The following is a 19,323-nucleotide window of genomic DNA, read 5'->3' on the forward strand; positions in this document are numbered from 1 at the left end:
TCGCGATCAACTCCCTCCCTCAGTCATGACTACCGTCCCCGGACAACGCCCTTACAAACTGTGCAAATCCCTGCCTTGACCTGACCTCTAGATGATAAGCATTATCATCTGCTGAATTCTGGTCGGGTGCCCCCGTGACTCAGTCGCATTTCAACACTGTCTTTCTCGCCCGGCGAACCATGCTGCTGCGAACGCTTCAGCGTATGGTCCGCAGCCACAGCACCGCCGAAGACCTGCTTCAGGAAACCTACCTGCGTGTCACCCGCGCGCTCTCCGAGCGAGCCATCGAGCACCTCGAACCCTTCCTCTTCCAGACCGCGCGCAATCTGGCACTGGATCATCTGCGCGCCAGACGCATTCACGCGCGGACCATCGTCGATGATGCGCCGATCAGCGATATCCATGATGTCGTCGCCCCCGACGCCGCGCTGGAGGATGCCGCCCACGCCAACCGGTTGCTGGAAAGCCTCAGCGCGAGCCTGGAAACCCTGACGCCGCGGCAGCAGAAAATCTTCACCCTGAGCCGGCTCCACGGCGCGAGTTATCTGGAGATCGCCAAACGGCTGGGGGTGTCCACCAGCACCGTGCAAAAAGAACTGAAGCTGATCATGACGGTCTGCCTGAGTGTGGCCGCGCGTCTGGATCACTGAGCTTCGCCCGTCAGAATCGTCAGCTGGTGCCACAGAGTGACGCTACACTGCCGCCCAAACCGTGGACCCGAGGACGCTGCTTGACGGACGCCCAATCACCCCGCCGCGCTCAAGCCGATGCGGCACGCGCCGAGACGATGGACCAAGCCCTGACCTGGCTGATCGAACTGGACATTGCCGATGCCGAAACGCATAGGCGCTTTCTGGAATGGCTCGACGCCGATCCTTCCCACCGCGAAGTATTCGCCAGCGCCGAGGCCGTGTGGCATTCGCAACCGGTGTTCGATGCCGCAGCGCTGCTGGCCGCGCGGAAAAAAACATAGCGCCGGGTGATGTGCTGGCAAAGCAGCCCGCAGTTGCTCAATACCTGATGCTCTGGCACTCACCCAAATTATTTTTACGCGATAGCCGCTGCCCGTACGTCTAGTCATAGCCAATGCAACTGATTCCTATTTGAATCATCTCGCAACAACTATGACGACCCGCACGACAGGGAGCGCTATCCATGCTGTCCAGTTTCAACCCCGCACCGCCCGCCTCGCCCAGAGCCACACACGACGTCGGGCTTTCGCTGCTGACCATCGCCATTTTCGCCGCAAGCCTGCACAGCCCCACCATCGCTGCCGCCGAGCAGGGTCATGCCCTGGAACTGGAGCAGATTACGGTCAGTGCCACGCGTCAGGCGCAGTCGGTGGATTCGGTGCCCGGAACGGTGACGGTGCAGGACCGCACGGCACTGGATCGGCGCAACGTCAACAGCATTCGCGATCTGATACGCGACGAGCCCGGTGTCTCCGTGGGCGGAGCCGGCCAGCGGGCGGGCACCAGCGGCTATAACATTCGCGGCATCGACGGCGACCGCATCCTGACCCAGGTGGATGGCGTGGAAGTGCCGGACAATTTCTTCCAGGGCCCTTTCGCCAACACCCATCGCAATTACGTTGATCCGGAGATCATCAAGCGCGTCGAAATCCTGCGCGGGCCTGCGTCGGCGTTGTATGGGAGCAGCGCCATTGGCGGCGCCGTGAGCTATTACACCCTCAATCCCGAGGACATCATCAAGCCGGGCAAGGATGTCGGGGCTCGCCTGAAGACCGGCTACAGCTCGGCGGACAACAGTTGGCTGAATTCGTCTACGGTTGCCGGCCGCGCGGGGGATGTCGACGGTTTGCTGCACGTCAGTCAACGCAACGGCCACGAGACCGAGTCCTACGGTGAGGATGGCGGCACGGGGCTTTCACGCACGAAGGCGAACCCGGAAGACGCCCGCGCCACCAATGTGCTCGCCAAACTGGGCTGGAACTACGGCGACAATGATCGTCTGGCGTTCACTTACGAGAAGTACAAGGACGACAGCCATACCAATCAGAAAAGTGTGGTGGGCGGGCCTTTCATACCGGGCGTCGGTGCGTCAGGAATGTACCGAAGCCGCGAGGGCAACGACGTCATCACCCGAGAGCGCTTCGGACTGGAAAACACGTTCGCGCTGGACAGCGTGCTGGCCGACAACGCCAAGTGGAGCTTGAACTACCAGATTGCCAAGACCGATCAGAATACCTTCGAGCGTTACGTGCCCGGCAGTCGTGACGTCTGGCGCAGCCGCGACACCCATTACAAGGAACGCCAATGGATCCTCGACACACAGCTGGATAAGGCGTTCGACATCGGCGACACCCAGCACCTGCTGACCTACGGCACGACCCTCAAGCAACAGAAGATAACAGGGCTTCGGACAGGATCAGCCACCTGTGCGTCGGTCGTCGGAACCTGCCGCACCCTCGGTGCAGTCAGTGCCAGCGCGAACGACATCGTGGCACCCACCAACGACTTCCCGAACCCGACGATCACCACCTACGCGCTGTTCGCCCAGGATCAGATCAAATGGGGCGACTGGACCTTCATGCCCGGCGTCCGCTACGACTACACCACGCTCGAACCAGACGCCACAGATTCATTCCTCAAAAGCGTCAACCTGAAAAGCAAGAGCGGGTTCGACGACAGCACGAAAAAATGGCATCGCCTGTTACCCAAGCTGGGGCTGACGTATGCGTTCAACGACACCTACACATGGTACGGCCAGTACGCCGAGGGTTTCCGCACACCAAGCGCCAAGGCCTTGTATGGCCGGTTCGAGAACACCCGGGGCAATTACGTCGTGGAGCCCAATCCCGACTTGAAACCGGAGACGAGCAAGAGCTACGAAACCGGCCTGCGAGGTCACTTCGACGAAGGCACGTTTGATGTTGCTGCGTTCTACAACACATACCGCGACTTCATTAATGAGGACGCGGTGATTCCAGCCAACTCCACCACCACGACCTTCCAGTCCAACAACATCAAGCACGCCACGATCAAGGGCGTCGAGCTCAAGGGTCGTCTGAACCTGGACAGCTTCGGCGCCCCCGAAGGCCTCTACACCCGAGGCTCGCTGGCCTATCTATACGGCCGCAACAATGACAACGGCCAGCCCATCAACAGCATCAACCCGCTGACCGGCGTATTCGGGCTGGGTTATGACCACAACACCTACGGCGGCTTGCTGAACTGGACCCTGGTCAAGCGCAAAACGCGGGTCGACACCCGCAGCTACTACGCGCCGGATGGCGCCACCCGGTTCAAGACGCCGGGCTTCGGTCTCGTTGATCTGACGGGTTATTACAAAGTCACCAATGACGTCACGGTCAGCGGCGGCCTGTACAACGTCGCGGACAAAAAATACTGGCTGTGGGACGACGTACGCGGCTACGACAACGTCGGCGACGCAGGCGCCACCTCCCCCGCCAACCTCGACCGCCTGACTCAGCCAGGACGCAATTTCGCCGTCAACGTGGTGTGGGACATCTGACCGATCCCCGTTGCAGGAGCGTGATTTTTTACGCGCCTGCGACGTTCGTTCGTTTTGTTATCAAGCGCCTCATTTAACAAGGAAGACCCCATGACCGATAACTCGATTCGTCGTTCGCAACGACTGAACCAGATCACCCATGCCCCCCATGAACAACTGGACAAGGCGGTGAAAGCCAACGCGCCGTTCGAAACACTGGCCAGTTACAGCCGATTCCTCAGCGCGCAGTACCTTTTTCAGGAAGAGCTGAAAACGCTGTACACGCACCCACAGTTGATCGCGCTGATTGCCGACCTGCCCGACCGATGCCGCGCCGAACAGGCCAAGGCTGATTTGCTTGATCTTCAGGCTGGCATCCCCGGCCCTGTCGCCGGCGCCGTCGAGGAGCCCAGCCTTGCCGAGGCACTGGGCTGGCTGTTCGTCTCGGAGGGTTCGAAGCTGGGTGCTGCGTTTTTGATCAAACGCGCCGTGGCCCTGGACCTCAGCGAGACCTTCGGCGCCCGCCATCTGGGAGAACCGTCGGGCGGTCGCGCCGAAGGCTGGAAGCGCTTTATCCGGGTCATTGACGATCTGCCGTTCAACGCTGAGCAGGAGCGCGCGATAGACCGCGGAGCAGTGGCGGCCTTCGAGCGTTTCAATGTGCTGCTGCAACACGCGTACGCTTCAGCGTCTGAAGCGGAACCCGCCTGACGCCGGGCCTTTTGCGCCCGGCACTGATAAGCTGAGCGCCTTTGCGGGATCTGAAAATCCCGCAACACCTGCTCACTCTGCATTACCGAGACCATGACCAGTACACCACCCGGCAGCAAACTGTCCCGCATCCTGTTTGGCATTCTCGCCTACGTGAGCCTGACGATCGGCATCATCGCGATTTTCATTCCGGGCCTGCCCACCACCGAATTCATTTTGCTGGCGGCATGGGCGGCGACGCGTAGCTCGCCGCGCCTGAGCGCGTGGCTAGAGAATCATCGGGTGTTCGGACCGATGCTGAGCAACTGGCGAAACGGCAAGATGATTGCGCGCAGGGCCAAGATCAGCGCCACGGTCACCATGCTGATTTGCGCGGTGATGATGCTGGTAGTACTGAAACATAATTGGTGGATCTATTTCGCGGTGGCCGGCATGGTGCTGGTCAATCTGTGGATCTGGTCACGGCCTGAGCCTTCGCGCCTTCAGCCGGAAAAGTGAGATGTAGCACCGGCTTCAGCCGGGAAGAGGCCGGTTTGAACGCCCTCAATCCTGGGGCGTGACACCTGACGCCTCCCCGGCTAAAGCCGGTCCCACCAACAGCACTCGGTATATGAACCTGAACCCGAGGCGGTCCCATGGGTCTGTCCCTCTAGGTCCAATCACTTTCCCAGGAGCCACCGCCATGTTCGAGCCAGGTCATCTGCACATCGTCCACCCCGCTCTGCAACCACACGACGTCGGCTACGACCTTCATATCCGCTACGAGGTCAGCCAGACTGATTCGGGGCCGGGCATGCAGTTCAGGCTGGAAGGTGACATCAGTGGCCAGAGTGTCAACGAAACCTTTGAGCTGCCGAAGGACAAGGCGTACAACTTCGCCAGCGAAGCTTCCCGCAGACTTGAGAAGCATGGGCTGCCGAGAACCACCGACCTGCACGCGATGCACGGCGAGTACGACCAGATGTTCGAAGACATCCGTCACAAGCTCGACATGAAATCCGGCGACTCGGTTAAGCCAGAGCATCTGGAATAGCCCGCCCGCTTTCACGGTCTCGGGATGGGCAATGAGATTACTGGCATAATCGCCCCCCTCACTCCCGCGAACCCTTTCCCTCCCCATGCGCATTCACGTCACGTTCATTGACCGCGTCGGCATCACCCAGGAAGTGCTGGCCATCCTCGGCGCGCGCAACCTGAACCTCGATGCCGTGGAAATGGTACCGCCCAACGTCTATATCGATGCACCGACGCTGAGCCATGACGTGCTTGAAGAACTCAAGGACCGGCTGTTTCGCGTGCGCGGTGTCGAAGCGATCACGGTGGTCGACATCCTCCCCGGCCAGCGCCGTCATCTGCAACTTGACGCCTTGCTGGCAGCGATGACCGACCCGGTGCTTGCCCTCGACAGCGCCGGCCATGTGCTGCTGGCAAACCCCGCACTGGTTGCGTTGTATGGCCGGGAGCCGGCGGGCGAATCGATTGGCGAGCTGTTTTCCGATGCGGGTCTGCAATCGGCGCTGCTGGAAAACGGCTTTCGTCTGCCGCTGCGGGAAGTCACGCTCAACGGCGAAGCGCTGCTGCTGGACGCTACCCCCATCACCGACGCGGGCGCGCTGCTGACCCTGTATCTGCCCAGCCGGATTGGCGAACGCCTGTCGGCACTGCACCACGATCACGCTGAAGGTTTCGACGCGCTGTTGGGGGATTCCGCGCCGATCCGCACCCTCAAGGCGAGGGCACAACGGGTCGCTGCACTGGATGCGCCGCTGCTGATTCAGGGTGAAACCGGCACGGGCAAGGAACTGGTGGCGCGGGCCTGTCATGCAGTGAGCGCGCGCAACGGGGCGCCTTTTCTTGCGCTGAACTGCGCGGCGTTGCCGGAGAACCTCGCTGAGAGTGAACTGTTCGGCTATGCCCCCGGCGCCTTTACCGGTGCCCAGCGCGGCGGCAAACCCGGCCTGATGGAGCTCGCCAACAAAGGCACGGTGTTCCTCGACGAGATTGGCGAAATGTCGCCGTACCTGCAGGCCAAATTGCTGCGCTTCCTCAATGACGGCAGCTTTCGGCGGGTCGGCGGCGACAAGGAAGTGCAGGTCAACGTGCGTATCCTCAGCGCAACCCACCGTGACCTGGAGAAAATGGTCGCCGAGGGCACCTTCCGCGAAGACCTGTTCTATCGCCTGAATGTGCTCAATCTGGACGTACCGCCGTTGCGTGAACGGGGTCAGGACATCCTGATGCTGGCACGCTATTTCATGGAGCAGGCCTGCACGCAGATTCAGCGACCGGTCTGCCGACTTGCGCCAACCACCTACCCAGCCCTGCTTGGCAATCGCTGGCCGGGCAACGTTCGTCAGTTGCAGAACGTGATCTTCCGCGCTGCCGCCATCTGCGACAGCTCGCTGGTCGACATCGGCGACCTGGACATCGCCGGTACGTCGGTGGCGAGGGACCGTGATGGCGAAGTCGAAAGCCTCGAAGGGGCGGTCGAGGATTTCGAAAAGTCGCTGCTGGAAAAGCTCTACAGCCAGTATCCCTCGACGCGCCAATTGGCCGCGCGGCTGCAGACGTCACACACCGCAATCGCCCATCGGCTGCGCAAGTACGGGATCCCGGGCAAAAGCTAAAGAGCCCATAGAAGTTGGGAGTGAGCTTGCTAAGGAAAGCAGTATCCTGACCGTTTAAAACTCAGCGAATGTACTGCCTCTTCGCGAGCAAGCTCGCTCCCACAAATCCGCGTACGTCCATAACATTCAAGGCATCACTGTCGTAACGATACCGCGACACTGTATTGAAAACATTCCACAGCGCAAACTCAGCGTCCTATAACGCCGCTGCGGCGGAATCCCGCTCTTGCCTCAAAGCTCCGTATCGATTTCGTTCCAGCATGTGCCGAATTCCAAGCCACTTAAATCGCCACCGCCCAACGTTTACGCGCCCTTCTCGACCTTGGCCGCAAACTTGCTATGCACTCCTCCCATCACGCCCGGGCATAACGGGCGATTTACCATCTGGGGAGATTCCATGAGCGAGTTGCGTTTTACCGAAGACCACGAGTGGCTGCGCGCCGAAACTGACGGCAGCGTCACGGTCGGTATCACCGCCTTTGCGCAGGACGCACTGGGTGACGTGGTTTTCGTGCAACTGCCGGAGCTGCAGTCCTACGACAAAGGCGCCGAAGCGGCTACCGTCGAATCGGTCAAGGCCGCCAGCGGCGTGTACATGCCCCTCGATGGCGAAGTCGTCGAAACCAATCCCGCGCTGGACGCCAACCCTGAACTGGTCAACGAAGACCCGCTCGGCCAAGGCTGGTTCTTTCGCTTTATTCCTTCCAATCCCGATGCTGTCGGCCAACTGCTGACCCAAGACGCCTATGATCGTCTGATCAAAGCCAACGCCGAAGCCTGAGGAGCGCGCAATGACTGACCGTATTGAATTGAGCACCGCCAACGAGTTCATCGCCCGCCACATCGGCCCGCGTGCCGCTGATGAAAAAGCCATGCTCACCACCCTGGGCTATGACTCCCTCGACGCGCTGACCGCCAGCGTCATCCCTGAATCCATCAAGGGCACCAGCGTTCTCGGCTTGTCCGCCGGGCAAAGCGAAGCCGACGCGCTCGCCGACATCAAAGCCATCGCCGGCAAGAACCAGCTGTTCAAAACCTACATCGGCCAGGGTTACTACAACACTCACACCCCGGCGCCTATTCTGCGCAACCTGCTGGAAAACCCGGCCTGGTACACCGCTTACACACCGTATCAGCCGGAAATTTCCCAAGGCCGTCTGGAGTCGCTGCTGAACTTCCAGACCCTGATCAGCGACCTGACCGGCCTGCCGATCGCCAACGCCTCGCTGCTCGACGAAGCCACTGCCGCTGCCGAAGCCATGACCTTCTGCAAACGCCTGAGCAAGAACAAAAGCAGCAACAAGTTCTTCGCCTCCGCCCATTGCCACCCGCAAACCCTCGACGTGCTGCAAACCCGCGCCGAGCCGCTGGGCATTGAAGTGGTCGTTGCGGACGAAGCTCAACTGACCGACGTCAGCGAGTTCTTCGGCGCGCTGCTGCAATACCCCGCCAGCAACGGCGACGTGTTCGACTACCGCGAACTGGTCGAGCGCTTCCACACCGCCAACGCCCTGGTCGCCGTGGCCGCCGACCTGCTGGCCCTGACCTTGCTCACCCCACCGGGCGAGTTTGGCGCTGACGTGGCCATTGGCAGTGCGCAACGCTTCGGCGTACCGCTGGGTTTCGGTGGCCCGCACGCGGCCTACTTCTCCACCCGCGACGCCTACAAGCGCGACATGCCCGGCCGACTGGTGGGTGTGTCCATCGACCGCTTCGGCAAGACCGCCCTGCGTCTGGCCATGCAAACCCGCGAGCAACACATCCGTCGCGAGAAGGCCACCAGCAACATCTGCACCGCGCAGGTGCTGCTCGCCAACATCGCCAGCATGTACGCCGTGTACCACGGCCCGCGCGGCCTGACCCGCATCGCCAACCGTGTGCATCACCTGACCGCGATTTTTGCCGAGGGCTTGAATCAGTTGGGCTTGGAGGCCGAGCAGTCGTTCTTCTTCGACAGCATCACCCTGAACACCGGCGCCAAAACGGCAGACCTGCACGCCAAGGCCCGCGCACACGAAATCAACCTGCGTGAAGTAGACGCCGAGCGCCTGGGCGTTTCGCTCGACGAAACCACGAAGCAAGCCGACGTCGAGGTACTGTGGTCTCTCTTCGCTGCCGAAGGCCAGGCCCTGCCTGACTTCGCCGCGCTGGCGGACAGCGTCCAAGCGCGCCTGCCCGCCGAACTGAAGCGCCAGTCGGCGATCCTTAGCCATCCGGTGTTCAACCGCTACCACTCCGAAACCGAGCTGATGCGCTACCTGCGTCGCCTGGCGGACAAGGACCTGGCACTGGACCGCACGATGATCCCGCTGGGCTCGTGCACCATGAAACTCAACGCCGCCAGCGAAATGATCCCGGTGACATGGGCCGAGTTCGGCAACCTGCACCCGTTCGCCCCGGCCGAGCAGAGCGCCGGTTATCAGCAACTGACCGACGAACTGGAAGCGATGCTCTGCGCCGCCACCGGTTATGACGCGATCTCCCTGCAGCCAAACGCTGGCTCACAGGGCGAGTACGCCGGTCTGCTGGCGATCCGTGCTTACCACCAGAGCCGTGGCGACGAGCGTCGCGACATCTGCCTGATCCCATCATCGGCCCACGGCACCAACCCGGCGACCGCCAACATGGCCGGGATGCGCGTGGTCGTCACCGCCTGCGACGCCCGCGGCAACGTCGACATCGAAGACCTGCGCGCCAAGGCCATCGAGCACCGCGAGCACCTCGCTGCACTGATGATCACCTACCCGTCGACCCACGGCGTGTTCGAAGAAGGCATCCGCGAAATCTGCGGCATCGTGCATGACAACGGCGGCCAGGTGTACATCGACGGCGCGAACATGAACGCCATGGTCGGGCTGTGCGCACCGGGCAAGTTTGGCGGTGACGTGTCCCACCTCAATCTGCACAAAACCTTCTGCATCCCCCACGGCGGCGGCGGCCCGGGCGTTGGCCCGATCGGCGTGAAATCCCACCTGGCGGCGTTCATGCCGGGTCACGCCCGAATGGACCGCAAGCAAGGCGCGGTCTGCGCGGCGCCGTTCGGCAGCGCGAGCATCTTGCCGATCACCTGGATGTACATCCGCATGATGGGCGGTGAAGGCCTCAAGCGCGCCTCGCAACTGGCGATCCTGAATGCCAACTACATTTCCCGTCGCCTGGAAGAGCACTACCCCGTGCTGTACACCGGCAGCAACGGCCTGGTCGCCCATGAATGCATTCTCGACCTGCGCCCGCTGAAGGAAACCAGCGGCATCAGCGTGGATGACGTCGCCAAACGCCTGATCGACTTCGGTTTCCACGCCCCGACCATGTCTTTCCCGGTCGCGGGCACGTTGATGATCGAGCCGACCGAGAGCGAGTCGAAGGAAGAGCTGGATCGATTCTGCGACGCGATGATCAAGATCCGCGAAGAAATCCGCGCGGTCGAAAGCGGCGTGCTGGACAAGGACGACAACCCGCTGAAAAACGCGCCCCACACCGCCGCTGAACTGGTGGGCGAATGGAGCCATCCGTACAGCCGCGAGCAGGCCGTGTACCCGGTGGCGTCGTTGATCGAAGGCAAATACTGGCCACCGGTGGGCCGTGTCGACAACGTGTTCGGCGACCGCAACCTGGTCTGCGCCTGCCCGTCGATCGAAGACTACGCTTAACCAAGCCACGAGCTTCAAGCCGCAAGCTACAAGTGAAAGCCGATCAGCTTTTACCTGCGGCTGGTAGCTTGCTGCTTGTTACTGCTTCACTTCCCGGAACCCCATCATGTCGCTGAGCGTATTTGACCTGTTCAAGATCGGCATTGGTCCCTCCAGCTCCCACACGGTGGGCCCGATGCGGGCGGCGGCGCGGTTTGCCGAAGGCTTGCAGCGCGATGGCCTGCTGGAAACCATCATCTGCGTCAAAGTCGAGCTTTACGGCTCACTGGGTGCCACCGGCAAAGGCCACGGCAGCGACAAGGCTGTGTTGCTGGGCCTTGAAGGTGAGCATCCCGACACCGTCGATACCGAAACCGTCGCGGCTCGCCTGCAGCAGATCCGCAGCACTGAACGCCTGAAACTGCTCGGCCGGCACAGCATCGAATTCATCGAAAAGCATCACCTGGCGATGATTCGCAAACCCTTGGCCTTCCACCCCAACGGCATGATTTTCCGTGCCTTCGATGCCTCCGGCCTACAGGTGCGCAGCCGCGAGTACTACTCCGTCGGCGGAGGGTTCGTGGTCGATGAGCAAGCCGCTGGCGCAGACCGCATCGTGGAAGACCAGACGCAGCTGCTATATCCCTTCAAAACCGCACGGGATCTGATGGCGCACTGCACCGCGAGCGGCCTTTCGATCAGCCAGGTCATGCTGGCCAACGAAGCCGCGTGGCGCCCCGAGGCCGAAACCCGTCAGGGCCTGCTGCACATCTGGCAGGTCATGCAGGACTGCGTCGAAGCGGGTTGCCGCAACGAAGGCATCTTGCCGGGCGGCCTGAAGGTCAAGCGGCGTGCGGCAGCACTGCATCGTCAACTGTGCAAAAACCCGGAAGCCGCGCTGCGTGATGCCTTGTCGGTGCTCGACTGGGTCAATCTGTACGCGCTGGCGGTCAACGAAGAAAACGCTAACGGCGGCCGTGTGGTGACCGCGCCCACCAACGGTGCAGCCGGGATTATCCCGGCGGTGCTGCATTACTACATGCGCTTCATCACCGGGGCCAACGAAGACGGCGTCGTGCGTTTCCTGCTCACGGCGGCGGCGATCGGCATTCTCTACAAAGAGAACGCGTCGATCTCCGGCGCCGAAGTCGGTTGTCAGGGCGAAGTCGGCGTGGCCTGCTCCATGGCCGCCGGCGCACTGTGCGAAGTCTTGGGCGGCAACGTTCAACAAGTGGAAAACGCCGCTGAAATCGGCATGGAGCACAATCTCGGCCTGACCTGCGACCCCATCGGCGGCCTGGTTCAAGTGCCGTGCATCGAGCGCAATGCAATGGGTTCGGTGAAGGCCATCAACGCAGTGCGCATGGCCTTGCGCGGCGACGGCCAGCATTTTGTCTCGCTGGATAAAGTGATCCGCACCATGCGCCAGACCGGCGCCGACATGAAAAGCAAATACAAGGAAACAGCCCGTGGCGGGCTGGCCGTGAACATCATCGAATGCTGACATCAGCCCCCATTCATAGGGTTCCCTGCCCTTCGCGGGTACCCCGGAACCGCTTTCAAGGAGTGACCCCATGACCACCGAATTGCTGAAGACCCCGCTCAACGCCCTGCACCGTGAACTCGGCGCGAAAATGGTCGAGTTCGCCGGCTACGACATGCCCGTTCAGTACCCCGCCGGCGTCATGAAAGAACACCTGCATACCCGAGATCAGGCCGGCCTGTTCGACGTTTCGCACATGGGTCAGATCCTCTTGAGCGGCGCGAACGCAGCGAAGGCGCTGGAAACCCTGGTGCCGGTGGACATCATCGACCTGCCGGTCGGCATGCAGCGCTACGCCATGTTCACCAACGAAAACGGCGGCATTCTCGACGACTTGATGGTCGCCAATCTGGGTAACGATCAGCTCATGCTGGTGGTTAACGCCGCCTGCAAGAACCAAGACCTGGCGCACCTGCAGCAGCACATTGGCAGCCAGTGCGATATCACGCCGCTGTTCGACGAACGTGCATTGCTCGCGCTGCAAGGTCCGCAGGCCGTTACCGCACTGGCGCGGCTGGCCCCGGAAGTCGCGAAAATGACCTTCATGCAGTACACCTCGACCAAGATCGACGGCATTGACTGCTACGTCAGCCGCTCGGGCTACACCGGTGAAGACGGTTACGAGATTTCGGTACCGGCGGACCACGCAGAATCCCTCGCGCGTCGTCTGCTCGCGGAGCCGGAAGTGGCGCCGATAGGCCTGGGCGCGCGGGACTCGCTGCGACTGGAGGCCGGCCTTTGCCTCTACGGCCACGACATGAATACCGAAACCACGCCGATCGAAGCCAGCCTGCTGTGGGCGATGTCCAAGGTGCGTCGCGCCGACGGTGCGCGTGCCGGCGGTTTCCCCGGTGCCGACTCGATCTTCGCCCAGCACCAAAGCGGTGCGGCGCGCAAACGTGTAGGCCTGTTGCCACAAGAGCGTACGCCGGTGCGTGAAGGCGCTGAAATCGTCGACGCCGAGGGGACGACCATCGGGACGGTCTGCAGCGGCGGCTTTGGCCCGACCCTGAGCGCGCCGTTGGCAATGGGTTATGTCGACGCCCGTTTCACCGCGCTGGAAACACCTGTCTGGGCAATCGTCCGCGGCAAGAAAGTCCCCATGCAGGTGACGAAAATGCCTTTCGTTCCGGCACGTTACTTCCGCGGCTAAGTAACATCGTCAAAAAATGCGGCACCGCAACAGTGCATTAAACTGTGCGGATGCCGCAGTCCGGCGCCAGCGTTAAGTGCATTAAAACTGTCAAAATATTGAACTTCGACAACCCTCTAAACATTAAAAACTATCGATCTTGCGAACGTGGTTAATGTTTTTAAAAAACCCGAAAACCCCTATGAATACTGGCCCAAACGGGGCTTGTTTTTTCGCCGAGAGTTAGCGTAGAGTTTCTCGACTGTGTTTGCATGGGTCGCTGGGATCGTGACCCGGGCAGTAGCGCCAAAAGCAATGCTACATCCCGTTCTACGTTTCTTCTTCCTGCAACCAGCCCCAGTACTCTTTCGTGTGAAAGAGACTGTCATTAATTTAATGCTTCAAGGAATAAGAAAATGTCTACACGTCAGAGCGGCACCGTTAAGTGGTTTAACGATGAAAAGGGTTTCGGTTTTATCACCCCTGAAAGCGGTCCGGATCTGTTCGTCCACTTCCGCGCTATTCAAGGCAACGGCTTCAAAAGCCTGAAAGAAGGCCAGAAAGTGACGTTCGTCGCGGTGCAGGGCCAAAAAGGCATGCAGGCTGACGAAGTACAAGCCGAGGCCTGATCAGCCGACGCAAAGAGCCCCTGATGGCCAACATCAGGGGCTTTTTTGTGCCTGCGATTCCGTAAACTGCCCGCCTCCGATTAAACGAGCGCCGCCATGATCCAACACGTTTTAAGCCCCCAGGGCGAATTTCCTCCCGTGGGATTGGGCCGGCGCATGGCTGCGATCAGCTACGACGCGCTGCTGTGTGTGGCACTGATGATAGTCACCGCCTTTCTCTACAAACTGGTCTGGATGGGGTTTGTCGGCGAAACCAGACTGCGCCAGCTCTCCGAGTCGGGCGCGCTCGACGCCGACCCGTTGCTGTCCTCGATTCTGCTGATCACGCTGTTCGGCTTCTTTGCCCATTTCTGGACACGCGCGGGTCAAACCCTCGGCATGCAGGTCTGGGGAATACGCGTGCAGAACGCCGACGGAACGGCCATCGGCCTGTGGCAGGCGCTGCTGCGCTTCATCGTCGCCATCGCATCGTGGCTGTGCGTCGGGCTGGGCTTCTTCTGGAGCCTGTTCGACAAACAGAAACGCTGCTGGCATGACCTGTATTCCGAGACGCAATTGGTGCGAGTGCCCAGAATCAGAAAATGAACCTCGGTAGGCCGCCCACAAAAAAGCCGACCCTGGGGTCGGCTTTTCATACTCAGCAGGTATCAGCCCGCGCGACGCAGCAACCAGATGCCCGCCAGGGCGCACACACCCGCCGGCACCAGCACGGCGAAGAGTGGCGAGAAACCGAACACAAGGCTCGACGGGCCCAGAAGATCCTGAGCGATGCGGAAGGTGAAGCCCACCAGCACGCCCGTGAACACACGCTGCCCCAACGTCACCGAGCGCAACGGCCCGAAGATGAAGGAAATCGCCATCAGCACCAGCGCCACCGTCACGAGCGGCTGGAGAATCTTGGTGTAGAACGCCAGCCAGTAACGACCGTTGTTCAGCCCCTGATCGGCCAGATACCGCGCATAGCCATAAAGCCCGGTCATCGACAGTGACTCAGGCGGCAGCACGACAGTGCTCAGCAACTGCGGGCTCAACGCAACGTTCCAGCGCTCTTCAGGGGCGGTGACCACTTCGGTGCGACCGTCGTGGAAGACCGTCGTGGTGACGTCTTTCAGCAGCCAGTAATCGGTCTTGAAGTTGGCCTGCTTGGCGAAGCTCGACGTCAGCATGTGGCGCTGGTCGTCGAAATGGTAACGGGTGACGCCATACAAAAGGCCGTTCGGCTGCACCGTGTTGATGTGGATGAACTCCTCACCCTGACGGTGCCACAGGCCGTGCCTGGCGCTCTGCGCGTCGCCGGTGCCTTGAGCCAGCGAACGTGCGGCCTGGGCCGAGGCTTCAGTCACCGGCGCGACGTATTCGCCGATCAACAACCCGGCCACCATCAACACGAGCATGGGCTTCATGACCGCCCAGACGATACGGCCGATGGACACACCGGCGGCCCGCATGATGGTCAGTTCGCTGCTGCTGGCCAGTGCGCCGAGACCGATCAGACAACCGATCAGCGCGGCCATCGGCAGCATGTCGTAGAGCCGGCGCGGCGCGGTCATCAACACGAAACTGCCAGCGTCCCAGAAGGTGTAGGTGTCGCTGATGTCAGCCATCTCGTCGATGAAGGCAAACAGCGAGGCCAGCCCGAGGATGATCCCCAGTACCGCAAGGATCGCCATGAACACGCTTTTGCCGATGTAGCGATCGAGCTTAACCATGAGCCACCCCCGACACGCTGCGGCGACTCGCAAGCTTCAGGCGCAGAGGCTCCCAGTAGAGCAACGCCAGTCCGATGGAGAGGAACAGTGCATGCACCCACCACAGGCCGAGGCCCATCGGGATCTTGCCCTTCTCCAGCGCACCGCGCGCAGCAATCAGGATGGTGAGATAAGCCATATAAAGAAGAATCGCCGGAAGAAGCTTGAGGAAGCGGCCCTGACGCGGGTTGACCCGGGCCAGCGGCACCGCCATCAGCGTCACGATGAACACCAGAATCGGCAGCGAAACCCGCCATTGCAACTCGGCACGGTTACGCAGGCTGTCTTCGCCGGTCAGCAGTTCGCTGGTGGAGATGGCGTCGCGGTCGGTGACCTCATCGCTGATGTCCGGCTTGGGCAGCAAGGCGCCGTAGGTGTCGTATTTGATGGCGCGGTAATCGGCCTGACCGGGGTTGCCGTCGTAGCGATAGCCATTGTCCAGAATCAGGTAGCGCGTGCCATCGGGCTTGATTTCCTGCCGGCCTTTTTCCGCCACCAGCACGGTGATGCCGTGGTCTTTCTTCTCTTCGAGTTTCTTTTCGGAGATGAACACGCCACCCAAATTGATGCGGTCGTCGCTCATGGTTTCGGTGTAGGTCACGCGGCTGCCGTCACGCAGCAGCTGGAAGCGACCCGGCACGAGTGTGTCGAATTCGGTCATCGCGTCCTGCTTGTTGATCAGCAGCTGGAACTGGGTCGCGCCCTGGGGGGCGAGGCTGAAGCTGAGCCAGGCCACCAGCAGTGACACCAGCGCAGCCGGCGCGAGGGTGATCAGCAACAGACGTTGCTGGCTCATGCCGGTGGCGGCCAGTACGGTCATTTCGCTTTCGAGGTACAACCGGCCGTACGCCAGAAGAATCCCCAGGAATAACCCCAGCGGGAGGATCAGTTGCAGGAAGCCCGGCAGACGGAAACCCATGATCAGAAACAGCACACCCGGATCGAGTGCACCCGATGCAGCCTGGGCCAGGTATTTGATGAAGCGGCCACTCATGATGATTACCAGCAGCACAGCACTGACAGCGCTCAGGGTAACCAGCACTTCTCGGGACAGGTAACGGAAGACAATCAAACCAGACACTCCAGGGTTGTCACGCTAAGGCGGCATGACAATGAAATGGATCAGCCATGATGCGCGCGACGGCGAACCACCAAAAAAATATGCGGCATTATCCTGTGATTGGGTGTGTCTGTCACTGCGCGCGCGGGATACTTCTGTAACCGGCACACCGGCGCACCCGGACGGGGTTGTCATCCATTGGCTCGCAGGGTCAAACTGCGGGCCTTGCCGCAGGCATGCCGGTGTAAGTACCTCTGCGCCGCTGCCGAGCCGTGTGCTCAAGTGCGATAACTCACAGTTTATTCGGGGACCCCGACATGGAATTGGTTGTTAAAAGCGTCAGTGCAGAAACCTTGAAGACCGCCACACTGGTGGTCGCCGTCGGTGAAGGCCGCACGCTGAGCGACACCGCGAGCACCCTCGACACCCTGAGCGGTGGCGCCATCAGCGCTGTCCTCAAACGCGGCGACCTGTCGGGCAAGATCGGCCAGAGCCTGTTGCTGCACAGCCTGCCCAACCTGAAAGCCGAACGCGTACTGCTGGTCGGTTCGGGTAAAGAGCCGGAATTGAACGATCGCCAGTTCCGCAAAATCATCAGCGGCGCGCTCGGCACCCTGAAAAGCCTGGGTGGCGTTGATGCCGGCTTCGACCTTGACCAGCTGAACGTCAAGAATCGCGATGTTTATGGCAAGAACCGCCTGCTGGTCGAAACCCTGGCCGATGGCGAATACGTCTTCGATCGCTTCAAGAGCCAGAAAGTCGATCCTCGCGCCCTGAAAAAAATCACCCTGCTGACCGCCAAAGCCAACGTCGCCGACGTTGAACGTGCGGCCAAACACGCACAGGCCATCGCTGCCGGCATGGCGGTGACCCGCGACCTGGGCAACATGCCGCCGAACATCTGCCACCCGACCTATCTGGGCGAGCAGGCCAAGGCGATGGGCAAAGCCAACAAGGGCCTCAAGGTCGAGATCTTCGATGAAAAAGACATCGAAAAGCTGGGCATGGGCTCGTTCCTGGCGGTCGGTCAAGGCAGCGCTCAGCCGCCACGCCTGATCGTCATGCAGTACTCCAACGGCAAGAAAAGCGAAAAGCCTTTCGTACTGGTCGGCAAGGGCATCACCTTTGACACCGGCGGGATCAGCCTCAAGCCGGGCCTGGGGATGGACGAAATGAAGTTCGACATGTGCGGCGCGGCGAGCGTGTTCGGCACGTTGAACGCTGTGCTCGAACTGCAACTGCCGATCAACCTGGTGTGCATCGTCGCGGCAGCTGAAAACATGCCGAGCGGCAACGCAACCCGCCCGGGTGACATCGTCAAGACCATGAGCGGCCAGACCGTCGAGATCCTCAACACCGACGCCGAAGGCCGTCTGGTGCTGTGCGATGCGCTGACCTACGCCGAACGCTTCAAGCCACAGGCCGTTATCGACATCGCCACGCTGACCGGTGCTTGCGTCGTCGCGCTGGGCGGTCACACCTCGGGCTTGCTGGGCAACAGCGACGCTTTGATCAGCCAAGTGCTGGAAGCCGGCAAACGCGCCGACGACCGTGCCTGGCAGCTGCCGTTGTTCGATGAGTACCAGGAGCAGCTGGACAGCCCGTTTGCCGACATCGCCAACATAGGCGGCCCGAAGGCCGGCACCATCACCGCGGCCTGCTTCCTCTCGCGCTTCGCCAAAGCCTACGAGTGGGCGCACCTGGACATCGCCGGCACGGCATGGCTGAGCGGCGGCAAGGACAAGGGCGCAACGGGCCGTCCGGTTCCGCTGCTGACCCAATACCTGATCGACCGCGCCGGCGTTTAAGCCGCTGCCAACGCGCTGCCCCCCCCGGTCGGCGCGTTCAGCGTTCTGGAATCACCCATGACCCAAGTCGATTTCTACATTCTGCCGAGTGCCGACCCTGTCGCGCGCCTGGACTTCGCCTGCAAACTCACCGACAAGGCCTGGCGCCTCGGCCATCGGGTGTATCTGCATTGCAGCGATGCCGGGCAACGCGAGGAGCTGGACGCCCGACTGTGGCGCTTCCGGGGCGAAGCGTTCGTGCCCCATGGCTCGGTCGAGGACGATCAGGACGCTCCGGTGGCGCTGGGTATCGGAAGCGACCCCGGCCAACATCAGGATCTGCTGGTCAATCTTGACCTGCGCATCCCGGAATTCTTCAAACGATTCGCGCGTGTCGCCGAGATCGTTGTCGAGGATCCAGCCATCCGCCTCGCGGCACGCGAGAGTTTTCGCTTCTACCGCGAACAGGGCTATCCTCTGCAAGATCACCGGCTGCAGCGTCTTTGAGCACACGATGGATAATTCAAAACACCTGAAAGATTCAGCTCACCTGCTGGATGACCTCGAATCGATTCGCCAGCTGTTGGGCGATGATCCGTCCCAGCCTCCCCTGCTGACCGAGTCCGTGCACAGCGACGAGCAGATCCCGCTGCTGTTTGACGTGGTCACCGGCCAGGTCGTGACGCTCGATGAGCACGATGCCAACCTCAATGACATTCCCCTGCTCACGCCCGAGCCGGTCGCGGCGGTTACACCTGCCGCACCTGCGGCCAACGCTTCGAGCGCCAAGGCGCCGAACGCTGACGCGCTGCTGCACCTGGATGGGGAACTGCGTGCCGCTGCGCAGTTGATCATGCAAGACGTGATCGACGACTTCGCCCCACACATCGAGAACGAAATCAAACGCCGTCTGGATGCGCGGATGGAACGGCTGTTGAGTCAATACAACAGCTGAACCTGTCCTCTTTCCGACCCGGGATCGC

General features: G+C 61.2%; 18 protein-coding genes. 16 read left to right on the forward strand and 2 right to left on the reverse strand.

Translation table 11 applies throughout. The annotated features are described in order from the left end of the window. The first annotated feature begins 134 nt into the window (after nucleotides 1-134). The 13 genes from SLW75_RS15600 (at nucleotide 135) to SLW75_RS15660 (ending at nucleotide 14,330) form a co-directional block, all read left to right on the forward strand. Nucleotides 135-650 (forward strand): RNA polymerase sigma factor, encoded by a 516-nt coding sequence (locus SLW75_RS15600; RefSeq protein WP_410934868.1) that lies wholly within the window; start codon nucleotides 135-137, stop codon nucleotides 648-650. 80 nt (nucleotides 651-730) lie between these two features. Then, complete coding sequence (locus tag SLW75_RS15605) at nucleotides 731-973, forward strand: FecR/PupR family sigma factor regulator (RefSeq protein WP_410928451.1); 243 nt, start codon at nucleotides 731-733, stop codon at nucleotides 971-973. A gap of 182 nt (nucleotides 974-1,155) precedes the next feature. Next, nucleotides 1,156-3,495 (forward strand): TonB-dependent hemoglobin/transferrin/lactoferrin family receptor, encoded by a 2,340-nt coding sequence (locus SLW75_RS15610; RefSeq protein ID WP_410934869.1) that lies wholly within the window; start codon nucleotides 1,156-1,158, stop codon nucleotides 3,493-3,495. Nucleotides 3,496-3,585: 90 nt separating this feature from the next. Beyond that, nucleotides 3,586-4,185 (forward strand): biliverdin-producing heme oxygenase, encoded by a 600-nt coding sequence (locus tag SLW75_RS15615; protein WP_410934870.1) that lies wholly within the window; start codon nucleotides 3,586-3,588, stop codon nucleotides 4,183-4,185. A gap of 93 nt (nucleotides 4,186-4,278) precedes the next feature. Beyond that, entirely contained in the window at nucleotides 4,279-4,683 is a 405-nt protein-coding gene (locus SLW75_RS15620) for a YbaN family protein (protein ID WP_410934871.1), read from the forward strand. A gap of 184 nt (nucleotides 4,684-4,867) precedes the next feature. Continuing rightward, nucleotides 4,868-5,218, forward strand: a complete 351-nt coding sequence (locus SLW75_RS15625) for a DUF5064 family protein (protein WP_065992027.1) — start codon at nucleotides 4,868-4,870, stop codon at nucleotides 5,216-5,218. Between the two features lie 85 nt (nucleotides 5,219-5,303). Further along, nucleotides 5,304-6,812: a sigma-54-dependent transcriptional regulator gene (locus tag SLW75_RS15630; RefSeq protein ID WP_410928446.1), complete on the forward strand. Its 1,509-nt coding sequence runs from the start codon at nucleotides 5,304-5,306 to the stop codon at nucleotides 6,810-6,812. Between the two features lie 397 nt (nucleotides 6,813-7,209). After that, nucleotides 7,210-7,593 carry a glycine cleavage system protein GcvH gene (gene gcvH, locus SLW75_RS15635; protein WP_065992021.1) on the forward strand — a complete coding sequence of 128 codons (384 nt, stop codon included), beginning with the start codon at nucleotides 7,210-7,212 and terminating at the stop codon, nucleotides 7,591-7,593. Between the two features lie 10 nt (nucleotides 7,594-7,603). Then, nucleotides 7,604-10,462: an aminomethyl-transferring glycine dehydrogenase gene (gcvP, locus tag SLW75_RS15640; RefSeq protein WP_410934872.1), complete on the forward strand. Its 2,859-nt coding sequence runs from the start codon at nucleotides 7,604-7,606 to the stop codon at nucleotides 10,460-10,462. A 106-nt stretch (nucleotides 10,463-10,568) separates the two neighbouring features. After that, a complete protein-coding gene (locus SLW75_RS15645) occupies nucleotides 10,569-11,945 on the forward strand; it encodes an L-serine ammonia-lyase (protein ID WP_065992017.1) in 1,377 nt (458 codons plus the stop codon). Between the two features lie 70 nt (nucleotides 11,946-12,015). Next, a complete protein-coding gene (gene gcvT, locus SLW75_RS15650; RefSeq protein ID WP_065992016.1) occupies nucleotides 12,016-13,137 on the forward strand; it encodes a glycine cleavage system aminomethyltransferase GcvT in 1,122 nt (373 codons plus the stop codon). 395 nt (nucleotides 13,138-13,532) lie between these two features. Then, nucleotides 13,533-13,745 (forward strand): cold-shock protein, encoded by a 213-nt coding sequence (locus tag SLW75_RS15655; RefSeq protein WP_003227496.1) that lies wholly within the window; start codon nucleotides 13,533-13,535, stop codon nucleotides 13,743-13,745. 96 nt (nucleotides 13,746-13,841) lie between these two features. Beyond that, nucleotides 13,842-14,330: an RDD family protein gene (locus SLW75_RS15660; RefSeq protein WP_410934873.1), complete on the forward strand. Its 489-nt coding sequence runs from the start codon at nucleotides 13,842-13,844 to the stop codon at nucleotides 14,328-14,330. Nucleotides 14,331-14,392: 62 nt separating this feature from the next. Here SLW75_RS15660 and lptG read toward each other — a convergent pair whose 3' ends face one another. Both lptG and lptF read right to left on the reverse strand, forming a co-directional pair. Next, nucleotides 14,393-15,454 carry an LPS export ABC transporter permease LptG gene (gene lptG / locus SLW75_RS15665; RefSeq protein WP_065992013.1) on the reverse strand — a complete coding sequence of 354 codons (1,062 nt, stop codon included), beginning with the start codon at nucleotides 15,452-15,454 and terminating at the stop codon, nucleotides 14,393-14,395. Further along, complete coding sequence (gene lptF / locus SLW75_RS15670; RefSeq protein WP_410934874.1) at nucleotides 15,447-16,565, reverse strand: LPS export ABC transporter permease LptF; 1,119 nt, start codon at nucleotides 16,563-16,565, stop codon at nucleotides 15,447-15,449. Before lptF ends, lptG begins: the two co-directional genes overlap by 8 nt. Before the next feature lie 305 nt (nucleotides 16,566-16,870). On the opposite strand from lptF, the gene SLW75_RS15675 reads away from it, so the two are divergent. From SLW75_RS15675 to SLW75_RS15685, 3 genes are read left to right on the forward strand one after another with little or no spacing between them, the layout of a single operon-like run. Beyond that, nucleotides 16,871-18,361 carry a leucyl aminopeptidase gene (locus tag SLW75_RS15675; protein ID WP_065992008.1) on the forward strand — a complete coding sequence of 497 codons (1,491 nt, stop codon included), beginning with the start codon at nucleotides 16,871-16,873 and terminating at the stop codon, nucleotides 18,359-18,361. 57 nt (nucleotides 18,362-18,418) lie between these two features. Beyond that, nucleotides 18,419-18,847 (forward strand): DNA polymerase III subunit chi, encoded by a 429-nt coding sequence (locus SLW75_RS15680; RefSeq protein ID WP_133772097.1) that lies wholly within the window; start codon nucleotides 18,419-18,421, stop codon nucleotides 18,845-18,847. A 7-nt stretch (nucleotides 18,848-18,854) separates the two neighbouring features. Further along, nucleotides 18,855-19,295: a DNA polymerase III subunit chi gene (locus tag SLW75_RS15685; RefSeq protein WP_410934875.1), complete on the forward strand. Its 441-nt coding sequence runs from the start codon at nucleotides 18,855-18,857 to the stop codon at nucleotides 19,293-19,295. Nucleotides 19,296-19,323: the final 28 nt, after the last annotated feature.

The organism is Pseudomonas sp. W5-01 (assembly GCF_046540435.1).
Classification (GTDB): domain Bacteria; phylum Pseudomonadota; class Gammaproteobacteria; order Pseudomonadales; family Pseudomonadaceae; genus Aquipseudomonas; species Aquipseudomonas graminis_B.

Bases quoted from the DNA above. Each gene is read 5' to 3' on its own strand.
- SLW75_RS15610 (WP_410934869.1), top strand. From the start codon at position 1,156: ATGCTGTCCAGTTTCAACCCCGCACCGCCCGCCTCGCCCAGAGCCACA.
- SLW75_RS15615 (WP_410934870.1), top strand. From the start codon at position 3,586: ATGACCGATAACTCGATTCGTCGTTCGCAACGACTGAACCAGATCACC.
- SLW75_RS15620 (WP_410934871.1), top strand. From the start codon at position 4,279: ATGACCAGTACACCACCCGGCAGCAAACTGTCCCGCATCCTGTTTGGC.
- SLW75_RS15625 (WP_065992027.1), top strand. From the start codon at position 4,868: ATGTTCGAGCCAGGTCATCTGCACATCGTCCACCCCGCTCTGCAACCA.
- SLW75_RS15630 (WP_410928446.1), top strand. From the start codon at position 5,304: ATGCGCATTCACGTCACGTTCATTGACCGCGTCGGCATCACCCAGGAA.
- gcvH (WP_065992021.1), top strand. From the start codon at position 7,210: ATGAGCGAGTTGCGTTTTACCGAAGACCACGAGTGGCTGCGCGCCGAA.
- gcvP (WP_410934872.1), top strand. From the start codon at position 7,604: ATGACTGACCGTATTGAATTGAGCACCGCCAACGAGTTCATCGCCCGC.
- SLW75_RS15645 (WP_065992017.1), top strand. From the start codon at position 10,569: ATGTCGCTGAGCGTATTTGACCTGTTCAAGATCGGCATTGGTCCCTCC.
- gcvT (WP_065992016.1), top strand. From the start codon at position 12,016: ATGACCACCGAATTGCTGAAGACCCCGCTCAACGCCCTGCACCGTGAA.
- SLW75_RS15655 (WP_003227496.1), top strand. From the start codon at position 13,533: ATGTCTACACGTCAGAGCGGCACCGTTAAGTGGTTTAACGATGAAAAG.
- SLW75_RS15660 (WP_410934873.1), top strand. From the start codon at position 13,842: ATGATCCAACACGTTTTAAGCCCCCAGGGCGAATTTCCTCCCGTGGGA.
- lptG (WP_065992013.1), bottom strand. From the start codon at position 15,454: ATGGTTAAGCTCGATCGCTACATCGGCAAAAGCGTGTTCATGGCGATC.
- SLW75_RS15675 (WP_065992008.1), top strand. From the start codon at position 16,871: ATGGAATTGGTTGTTAAAAGCGTCAGTGCAGAAACCTTGAAGACCGCC.
- SLW75_RS15680 (WP_133772097.1), top strand. From the start codon at position 18,419: ATGACCCAAGTCGATTTCTACATTCTGCCGAGTGCCGACCCTGTCGCG.
- SLW75_RS15685 (WP_410934875.1), top strand. From the start codon at position 18,855: ATGGATAATTCAAAACACCTGAAAGATTCAGCTCACCTGCTGGATGAC.